This window comes from Streptomyces sp. NPDC086777, assembly GCF_040702065.1.
GTDB lineage: Bacteria > Actinomycetota > Actinomycetes > Streptomycetales > Streptomycetaceae > Streptomyces.
This window is the reverse complement of sequence record NZ_JBFBJI010000083.1, coordinates 1-9,072: the sequence shown is the minus strand read 5'-3', so window position 1 is coordinate 9,072 and position 9,072 is coordinate 1. Positions and strand designations below refer to the sequence as shown.

8 protein-coding genes are annotated in these 9,072 nt (G+C 73.7%); 4 read left to right on the top strand and 4 right to left on the bottom strand.

Annotated elements, in window-relative coordinates; genetic code table 11:
• Positions 1 to 379: 379 nt before the first annotated feature.
• Positions 380 to 895, bottom strand: a complete 516-nt coding sequence (locus AB0472_RS45745; protein ID WP_366365608.1) for a YceI family protein — start codon at positions 893 to 895, stop codon at positions 380 to 382.
• A gap of 101 nt (positions 896 to 996) precedes the next feature.
• On the opposite strand from AB0472_RS45745, the gene AB0472_RS45740 reads away from it, so the two are divergent.
• The 4 genes from AB0472_RS45740 (at position 997) to meaB (ending at position 6,567) form a co-directional block, all read left to right on the top strand.
• Positions 997 to 1,494 (top strand): MarR family transcriptional regulator, encoded by a 498-nt coding sequence (locus AB0472_RS45740; RefSeq protein ID WP_366365607.1) that lies wholly within the window; start codon positions 997 to 999, stop codon positions 1,492 to 1,494.
• A 113-nt stretch (positions 1,495 to 1,607) separates the two neighbouring features.
• Positions 1,608 to 3,413 carry a methylmalonyl-CoA mutase family protein gene (locus AB0472_RS45735; protein WP_366365606.1) on the top strand — a complete coding sequence of 602 codons (1,806 nt, stop codon included), beginning with the start codon at positions 1,608 to 1,610 and terminating at the stop codon, positions 3,411 to 3,413.
• Positions 3,413 to 5,572 (top strand): methylmalonyl-CoA mutase, encoded by a 2,160-nt coding sequence (gene scpA, locus AB0472_RS45730; RefSeq protein ID WP_366365604.1) that lies wholly within the window; start codon positions 3,413 to 3,415, stop codon positions 5,570 to 5,572. Before AB0472_RS45735 ends, scpA begins: the two co-directional genes overlap by 1 nt.
• Positions 5,569 to 6,567 (top strand): methylmalonyl Co-A mutase-associated GTPase MeaB, encoded by a 999-nt coding sequence (gene meaB / locus AB0472_RS45725; RefSeq protein WP_366365603.1) that lies wholly within the window; start codon positions 5,569 to 5,571, stop codon positions 6,565 to 6,567. The genes scpA and meaB overlap by 4 nt, the downstream gene beginning before the upstream one ends.
• On the opposite strand, the gene AB0472_RS45720 is transcribed toward meaB, so the two are convergent.
• From AB0472_RS45720 to AB0472_RS45710, 3 genes are all read right to left on the bottom strand, one after another.
• Positions 6,555 to 7,130 carry a sigma-70 family RNA polymerase sigma factor gene (locus tag AB0472_RS45720; RefSeq protein ID WP_366365601.1) on the bottom strand — a complete coding sequence of 192 codons (576 nt, stop codon included), beginning with the start codon at positions 7,128 to 7,130 and terminating at the stop codon, positions 6,555 to 6,557. The genes meaB and AB0472_RS45720 overlap by 13 nt on opposite strands.
• Positions 7,131 to 7,243: 113 nt before the next feature.
• Positions 7,244 to 7,903, bottom strand: coding sequence for a hypothetical protein (locus AB0472_RS45715; RefSeq protein ID WP_366365599.1), 660 nt, complete (start codon positions 7,901 to 7,903; stop codon positions 7,244 to 7,246).
• A gap of 288 nt (positions 7,904 to 8,191) precedes the next feature.
• The gene (locus tag AB0472_RS45710) at positions 8,192 to 8,914 is read right to left on the bottom strand and encodes a hypothetical protein (protein WP_366365597.1); all 723 of its coding nucleotides are present in this window, start codon (positions 8,912 to 8,914) and stop codon (positions 8,192 to 8,194) included.
• Between the last annotated feature and the right edge of the window lie 158 nt (positions 8,915 to 9,072).

Here is a 9,072-nt window from a genome sequence, read left to right as displayed (position 1 = left end):
GAAACCGCTCGGACCGGGCAGGGCGGACGATCCGTCGTCTGCCGACCGCGGCAGCGTGGTGGCTCCTCGCGCCGTTCCCCGCGCCCCTGTCGGGGAGCTGCCCAACCCGGGGTGACACCGAAACCGCTCGGACCGGGCAGGGCGGACGATCCGTCGTCTGCCGACCGCGGCAGCGTGGTGGCTCCTCGCGCCGTTCCCCGCGCCCCTGTCGGGGCGCTGCCCAACCCGGGGTGACACCGAAACCGCTCGGGACGGGCGGGGTGCGCGATCCGTCGTCTGCCGAGCGCGGCAGCGTGGTGGCTCCTCGCGCCGTTCCCCGCGCCCCTGTCGGGGCGCCGGCCGGCCGGGGGTGACGTCGAACCCGCTCGGGCGGGGCGGGTCAGGCCGGGGTGTGGGTGAAGCGGAGGGTGGCGGTGACCGTGGTTGGGCCGCCCATCATGCGCATCTGGTTGAAGGTGATGCCGAACTCCTCGCGGACCACCGTGAACTCGGCCTCCAGGGTGAGCCCGTCGGCGTCCGCGGCGACCAGCTTCGCGGTGACCTGCTGCGGCCTGCTGATGCCCCGGACCGTGAGCTGCCCGTCGACCCGCACCGCGTCGCCCGCGCCCCGCTCGGCACCGCGTACGGCGAGGGTGATCTCCGGGTGGTTCGCGACGTCGAAGAAGTCGGCCGAGCGCAGGTGCTCGTCGCGCTTCCTGTTCCCGGTGTCCAGGGAGGCCGCGTCGATCGTCACGGTTCCGGCGGCGGCGCCGTCGGCGGTGACCTCGCCCCGGCCGGTGACACCCGCGAAGGTGCCCTTGACGGTGACCAGGCCCCAGAGGGTCTTGTGCCGGACGGCGACGGTGGAGGCGGTCGGGTCGAGCTGCCAGAGGCCGGTTTCCACGGTGACGGTCATGGCCGTACTCCGATCCGTTGATGGTTCAAATTTGGATGACTGGGTGGACGACCGCACGCTAGCCCAATATCCAAATTTGGACAACAGGTAGACTCGATGCCATGGCCGCCACCCAGGAACACTCCGCAGAGCTGCCCCGATGTCCGTCCCAGGAGGGCGGCGGGCTGCTCCCGGCCGAGCTGCGCGCCTGGATGCTGCTGCTGGCCGCGACAGGCGCGGTGGAGCAGCGGCTGCGGTCGGTCGTGAAGGAGACCCTGGACGTCTCGCACGACGAGTTCCTGATCCTGTGCCTGCTGGCCGAACAGCCGCGCGAGGGTCTGCGGATGACCCGGATCGCCGAGCTCCTGGGCCGCCCCAAGACCCGCCTCACCTACCAGATCGCCTGCCTCCAGCACGCCGGTCTGGTCACCCGCAAGGCCGCCTGCGGAGACAAGCGGGGCATCGAGGTCGCCCTCACCGACAAGGCCCGGCGGCAGATCCAGGACGCCTCCGCCGCGCTCGCCGGGACGGTCGGGCAGGCGGTCGGGCACGTCATCGGCCCGGAGCAGCGCGAGGCGCTGTGCGCGCTGATCCCGGAGCTGGCCGACGACACGCCCTGACCGTACGAATCCGGCCACTTCATCCCCGGGAGGCGCAGGTCACAGCCACGGGGAGGGCAAGGTCACAGCCCTGCCATCAGCGCGGCTCAAGCGGTCTGCCCTAGCATCCGAGCATGACGGTCCTGCCTGACGACGGGCTCTCACTGGCCGCCGAGTTCCCTGACGCGACGCAAGAGCAGTGGCAACGCCTGGTCGAGGGTGTGCTGCGCAAGTCCGGCAGGGAAGTCTCGGGCGAGGCCGCCGAGGACGCCCTGTCCACGACGCTGGAGGACGGGCTGCGCACCCGTCCCCTGTACACCGCGCGCGACTCCGCACCCGACCCCGGTCTGCCCGGCTTCGCGCCGTACGTGCGCGGCGGCCGTCCGGAGGGTGGGGTCGCGGACGGCTGGGACGTCCGGCAGCGGCACACGGCGGCCCCCGACGGCGCGCTCCTCGCCGACCTGGAGAACGGCGTCACCTCGCTCTGGCTGCTCGCGGGCCGGGGCGGCATCCCGGTGTCCGCCCTCGCCGGTGCCCTGGACGGCGTCTACCTGGACCTCGCCCCGGTGGTCCTGGACGCCGGCCCGGACACCGAGGCGGCGGCGGCCGAGCTGTTCCGGCTGTACGAGGAGAAGGGCGTCGACCCCAAGGCGGTGCGCGGCAACCTGGGCGCCGACCCGCTGGGGTACGAGGCCCGCACCGGTACCGCCCTGCCCTTCGCCCCCGTCGCCGACCTGGCGAAGCGCTGCGCGGCCGAGTTCCCGGGCCTGCGCGCGCTGACCGTGGACGCGCTGCCGTACCACGAGGCGGGCGGCTCGGCCGCGCAGGAGCTGGGTGCCTCCCTGGCCACCGGCGTGGCCTGCCTGCGCGAGCTGACCGAGGCCGGTCTCGGCATCGAACAGGCCCTCGGGCAGCTGGAGTTCCGGTACGCGGCGACCGCCGACCAGTTCCTGACCATCGCCAAGCTGCGCGCGGCCCGCCGCTTGTGGGCACGGGTCGCCGAGGTCAGCGGGGCCGCCGACGCGGGCGCGCAGGTGCAGCACGCCGTCACCTCACCGGTGATGATGAGCCGCCGCGACCCGTCGGTGAACATGCTCCGCACGACGGTCGCGACGCTGGCCGCCGGGGTGGGCGGCGCCGACTCCGTCACCGTGCTGCCGTTCGACCACGCGATCGGCCTGCCGGACGCGTTCGCCCGCCGGATCGCCCGCAACACCTCGACGATCCTCATCGAGGAGTCCCACCTGGCCCGGGTCATCGACCCGGCGGGCGGGTCCTGGTACGTGGAGCGGCTGACCGACGAACTCGCCCACGCCGCCTGGGAGTTCTTCCGGAGCATCGAGCGGGACGGCGGCCAGGCGGCGGTGCTGCGCTCCGGGCGCCTGCGCACCGACCTCGCGACCACCTGGGCCGAGCGCTCCAAGCGGCTCGCCAAGCGCCGTGAACCCGTCACCGGAGTCAGCGAGTTCCCGTTCCTCGCCGAGAAGCCGGTCGTGCGCGAACCCGCGCCCGAGCCGCCGTCGGGCGGCCTCCCCCGGGTCCGCCGTGACGAGGCCTACGAGGAGCTGCGCGCCCGCTCGGACGCCCATCTCGCGGCGACCGGCAGCCGCCCCCGGATCTACCTGGCCACGCTCGGCCCGGCCGCCGCGTACACCGCGCGCGCGGGCTTCGCCGCCAACCTCTTCCAGGCCGGTGGCATCGAACCCGTCACCGAGGGCGGTTTCGAGGAGAGCGGCGCCACCGAGGCGGTGCTCTGCTCCAGCGACGCGCTCTACACCGAACAGGCCGCGCAGACCGCCGCCTCGCTGAAGGCGGCCGGTGCCCGGCACGTGGTCCTCGCGGGCCGGGGCGAGTTCGCCGGTGTCGACTCCTACGTCTTCGCGGGCTGCGACGCCGTGGCCGTGCTGTCCGAGACCCTCGACCGCATGGGAGTGTCCTGATGGGAATCCCCGACTTCTCCGGCATCGAACTGGGGACCCCCGTCACCGACGGCAGCCCCGGGGAGTGGCGGGCGGCCGGCGGTGACCTGCCGCTGTGGGAGACCCCCGAGGGCATCCCGGTGAAGCCGCTCTACACCGGCCGTGACCTGGAGGGCCTCGACTTCCTCGGGACCTACCCGGGCATCGCGCCGTACCTGCGCGGCCCGTACCCGACGATGTACGTCAACCAGCCCTGGACCATCCGCCAGTACGCGGGCTTCTCCACCGCCGAGGAGTCCAACGCGTTCTACCGGCGCAACCTGGCGGCCGGCCAGAAGGGCCTGTCGGTCGCCTTCGACCTGCCCACGCACCGGGGTTACGACAGCGACCACCCGCGGGTGACCGGCGACGTCGGCATGGCGGGCGTGGCCATCGACTCGATTCTCGACATGCGGCAGCTGTTCGACGGCATCCCCCTCGACCGGATGACCGTGTCGATGACGATGAACGGCGCGGTGCTCCCCGTGCTGGCGCTCTACATCGTGGCGGCGGAGGAACAGGGCGTCGCGCCCGAGAAGCTGGCCGGGACCATCCAGAACGACATCCTCAAGGAGTTCATGGTCCGCAACACCTACATCTATCCGCCGAAGCCGTCGATGCGGATCATCTCCGACATCTTCGCCTACACCTCGCAGCGGATGCCCCGCTACAACTCGATCTCCATCTCCGGGTACCACATCCAGGAGGCGGGAGCGACGGCCGACCTGGAGCTGGCGTACACGCTCGCGGACGGGGTCGAGTACATCCGGGCGGGCCGCGAAGCCGGCCTCGACGTGGACGCGTTCGCGCCCCGGCTCTCGTTCTTCTGGGCGATCGGCATGAACTTCTTCATGGAGATCGCCAAGCTGCGCGCGGCCCGGCTGCTGTGGGCCAAGCTGGTCTCGCAGTTCGAGCCGCAGAACACCAAGTCGCTGTCCCTGCGCACCCATTCGCAGACCTCGGGCTGGTCGCTGACCGCGCAGGACGTCTTCAACAACGTCACGCGTACGGCGGTGGAGGCGATGGCGGCGACCCAGGGCCACACCCAGTCGCTGCACACCAACGCCCTCGACGAGGCCCTCGCGCTCCCGACGGACTTCTCGGCGCGGATCGCCCGCAACACCCAGCTGCTCATCCAGCAGGAGTCGGGCACCACCCGGGTCATCGACCCGTGGGGCGGCAGCGCCTACGTGGAGCGGCTGACGTACGACCTCGCCCGCAAGGCCTGGGCGCACATCCAGGAGGTCGAGGCGGCGGGCGGCATGGCCAAGGCGATCGACGCCGGCATTCCCAAGCTGCGCATCGAGGAGGCGGCGGCCCGCACCCAGGCCCGGATCGACTCCGGGCGGCAGCCGGTGATCGGCGTCAACAAGTACCGGGTGGACAGCGACGAGCAGATCGAGGTCCTCAAGGTCGACAACTCCTCGGTTCGCGCCCAGCAGATCGAGAAGCTGCGGCGGCTGCGCGCGGAGCGCGACGAGACGGCCTGCCGGGACGCGCTCGACGCGCTGACCCGGGCCGCGGACGGCGACGGGAACCTGCTGGAACTGGCGGTGCACGCGGCCCGCGCCAAGGCGACCGTCGGCGAGATCTCGGACGCCCTGGAGAAGGTGTACGGCCGGCACGCGAGCCAGATCCGTACGATCTCCGGTGTGTACCGCAACGAAGCAGGCGAGTCCCCGAACGTGGACCGCACCCGGGCTCTGGTCGACGCGTTCGACGAGGCCGAGGGGCGCCGCCCGCGCATCCTGGTCGCCAAGATGGGCCAGGACGGTCACGACCGCGGCCAGAAGGTGATCGCGACCGCCTTCGCCGACCTCGGCTTCGACGTCGACGTCGGCCCGCTGTTCCAGACCCCCGAGGAGGTCGCCCGCCAGGCGGTGGAGGCGGACGTCCACGTGGTCGGCGTCTCCTCGCTGGCGGCCGGCCACCTCACCCTCGTACCGGCGCTGCGCGAACAACTCGCCGAGGAGGGCCGGGCGGACATCATGATCGTGGTCGGCGGGGTGATCCCGCCGCAGGACGTCCCGACCCTCCTGGAGATGGGCGCCACGGCCGTGTTCCCGCCCGGGACGGTGATTCCGGACGCGGCCTACGACCTGGTGAAGCGGCTGTCGGCGGAACTCGGGCACGAGCTGTGATCGATGTCGACGCCTATGTGAAGGGTGTGCTCGACGGACGGCGCGCGGTGATCGCCCGCGCCATCACCCTCGTCGAGTCCACCCGGCCACAGCACCGGGCGTCGGCGCAGGAGTTGCTCACCGAGCTGCTCCCGCACAGCGGCCGGGCCCGGCGGATCGGCGTCAGCGGGGTGCCCGGCGTGGGCAAGTCGACGTTCATCGACGCGTTCGGCACGCTGCTGACGGGGCTGGGCCACCGGGTCGCGGTCCTGGCCGTGGACCCGTCGTCCACGCGCACCGGCGGCTCGATCCTCGGCGACAAGACGCGCATGGAGCGCCTCGCCGTCGACCCGAACGCCTTCGTCCGCCCCTCCCCCAGCGCGGGCACCCTCGGCGGGGTCGCGAAGGCGACCCGCGAGTCGATGGTGGTCATGGAGGCCGCCGGATACGACGTGATCCTCGTCGAGACCGTCGGCGTCGGCCAGTCGGAGACCGCGGTCGCCGACATGGTCGACTCCTTCCTGCTGCTCAGCCTGGCCCGTACCGGTGACCAGCTGCAGGGCATCAAGAAGGGCGTCCTGGAGCTGGCCGACGTGATCGCCGTCAACAAGGCGGACGGCCCGCACGAGCGCGACGCCCGGTCCGCGGCCCGGGAACTGGCGGGCGCGCTGCGCCTGATGCACGGCAAGGACGCCTTCTGGACTCCCCCGGTGCTGAGCTGCAGCGCCCGGGAGTCGACCGGCCTGGAACTGGTCTGGGAACGGCTGGAACAGCACCGCGCGTTGCTGGACTCCACCGGGCGGCTCGCCGGCAAGCGCCGTGACCAGCAGGTGGGGTGGACCTGGTCGATGGTCCGGGACGACCTGCTGGGCCGGCTGGCCGCCCATCCCGCGGTGCGGGCGGCCGCCCCCGGCCTCGAACAGCAGGTCAGGGACGGCACGTTGACGGCGACCCTGGCCGCCGAGCGCATCCTGAAGGCGTTCGGCGAACCGGCCGAGGGCCCTCAGACCAGCTGATCCTGGAGCGCCTCGCGGGCCCTGGCCACCCGGGAACGGACCGTGCCGACGGGGCAGTCGCTGACCTCGGCGGCCTCCGCGTACGGCAGGCCGACGAGCTGGGTGAGGACGAACGCCTCGCGCCGTTCGTCGGGCAGCGCCGCCAGGAGGTCGAGGAGCGCGACGCCGTCGTCGAACCCCGGCAGCCCGAACGGCTGGGCCCGCTCGACGGCCTGCTGCCAGTCGGGGACGTCCGCCGGGCGGGGCCTGGCGGCGGCGTACCGGTGACTGTCCACGACGGCCCGGCGGGCGATCGACAGCAGCCAGGAACGGGCCGAGCCGTGGCCTTCGAAACGGTGCAGGCTGCCCAGCGCGCGCAGGAACGTGTCCTGGGCGAGGTCGTCGACGGCCTGCGGGTCGGCGCAGAGATGGGCGACGTACCTGAGGACGTCGCGGTGCAGGGCCCGTACGAACGCGTCCACGGCGGCCGTGTCGCCGGACCGGGCGGCAAGTGCCCAGGCCGTGATCGACGCGTCGCGTTTCTCGGTCGCCTCGGCGCGTGCGGGCAGGACGGAAGTGATCACTCGGTGTCCTTGCGAGAAAGGTGAAAGGGGGAGACGGCCGAGTCCTCGAACGGGCGTGCGGCCGCCGTGTTCGTCCGGGGCGCGCGCGGGCGGCCCCGGAACACCAGCTGTCGTCAGGCGACAGCCGTCCGCACGGGCGGACCCCGGGAAGTGATCGCGTGGACGAGGAGCAGCAGCCGCGGCGCCCGCTGCGAACGGCGGCGGCGCAGGCGGGGACGCGGCCGCTCGGGGGTGACGGGCCGGGCGAGCAGCAGCCGCAGCGGAGCGACGAGGCGGCCGGCGACGGCCCGGACGATGCGGAACGCCGCGCGTTCGCCGTGGCCGAGCCAGAGGCCGCACAGCAGCGCGGCGAGGAGGTGGGCCGCGAACATGCCGGTGGAGGCGGTGCCGCCGGTGCCGAAGCCCAGGTATTCGACGGGGTCGGTGTGGGCGGGGCCCATGTGCATCGACCCCATGTCCATGGCGGCCGTGTTCCCGGCCGTGTTCCCGGCCATGTCCATGGGCGCGGTGTGGGTGGTCCACGCCTGGGCAGCGGAGAAGCCGGAGTGCAGGGCCGTCTGGGCGCCGACGGCGGCGGACACGACCAGCGGCAGCCCGCGTTCGCGGCCCGACAGGGTCCAGCCGAGGGCGCCGGTGAGCGCCAGAGCCGCGGCCAGCGCCCAGGCGGGCAGCCGGCTGCCGGACATCAGGACGTGGCCCAGGGCGGCGAGCAGCACGCAGACGGCCGCGAACACCGCGGACCGTATCGTGCGTGCGCACCATCCTGCCGTCATGGCGCATCATCCTCGCAGCCGGTGCGGACCTGTCGGGGAGTGGTACGGCAATCCACCGCCGGTGCGCTCAACTCACAGGTGATGTGGGCCGGTTCACAGCGGGCGCGGGTCGGCCGCGGGCCGGTGGGGGCCGGTCGCGCGGTTCCCCGCACCGCTACGGGGCGCCACCCAGCCGCGGGCAGGCGTGCCGCACCGCGGCACGGGTGGGGGCTGGGGGTACCCCCGGCCGAAGGCTGGGGGAGGCACCCCGCGAGCGCCGGTGAGCGTCGCCGCCTCCCCCGGTCCGCCTCAGCTCTTCGCCCATGGTTGCTCCGGCACCGGCGTCCGTACCCGCGCCCCCGTCACGTCGACTTCGATCGTGCGGTCGTCGTCCAGGTCCTCCCTGACCCGGCGCAGTCGTCCCGCCCCGTCGATCCAGTACCTCAGCGGGGCGTCGCCGGCGGAGAAGACGTCGTAGCGGCGGCCGTCGATCCGGTCCGTGCCCAGGTGGCGGCGGCCCGAGCGGGCGATCCGGTGCGCGTCGTCCGGGCGGGCGGCGGCCAGCGACAGCGTCAGCCGCAGGGCCGTGTCCAGCGAAGCGGGCCCGTAGCGGCGGCGGATCCACGCCGCCGGCCGCAGCCGCGCCGCGTCCCGCACCGCCTCCGCCGTCGACGCCGGCCGTGCCAGCGGGCCCGCGCTGCCGTCCACGCGGGGGCGGGCGACCTCCAGCCCGGCACCGTCCCACGCGAGCAGCCCCCGCTCCGCCGCGTCCCCGGTGTCGAACCAGCCCACCGCCCGGCGCCGGTGCTCGTCGACCACCGCGCGGACCACGGCCGTACCGCCGGGCAGCGGAGCCCGGACCGTCACCTCGGCCGGGCTGTCCCGGTACGCGCGGAGCGGGGTGAGGGCCACGCGCCGTGCCTCGTCGGCGGAGAGCGGGCGGGGTCCGTCGCCGCCGGCGAGGAGGAACGGCAGCGCACCGCACACCCCTGTCACCGCGGCGAGGGCCGCCCAGGTCCAGGGGGATCGCATTCGTGCTCGTACGCTCGTCGCCGCTGTCCGCATGACATGTACCTACATGCGAGCGGGGCGGGGCGCCGGAGGGGGCGCGGGGCGCCGGCGCCGCCGCCCCCCCCCCACGCGGCCGGGGGGTGGAAGGGTGAACTCGGGCCCACGGCCCGCCCCACGCG

Excerpts from the sequence above, each read along its gene's own strand:
- AB0472_RS45745 (WP_366365608.1), bottom strand. The coding sequence starts at position 895 with ATGACCGTCACCGTGGAAACCGGCCTCTGGCAGCTCGACCCGACCGCC.
- AB0472_RS45740 (WP_366365607.1), top strand. The coding sequence starts at position 997 with ATGGCCGCCACCCAGGAACACTCCGCAGAGCTGCCCCGATGTCCGTCC.
- AB0472_RS45735 (WP_366365606.1), top strand. The coding sequence starts at position 1,608 with ATGACGGTCCTGCCTGACGACGGGCTCTCACTGGCCGCCGAGTTCCCT.
- scpA (WP_366365604.1), top strand. The coding sequence starts at position 3,413 with ATGGGAATCCCCGACTTCTCCGGCATCGAACTGGGGACCCCCGTCACC.
- AB0472_RS45715 (WP_366365599.1), bottom strand. The coding sequence starts at position 7,903 with ATGACGGCAGGATGGTGCGCACGCACGATACGGTCCGCGGTGTTCGCG.
- AB0472_RS45710 (WP_366365597.1), bottom strand. The coding sequence starts at position 8,914 with ATGCGATCCCCCTGGACCTGGGCGGCCCTCGCCGCGGTGACAGGGGTG.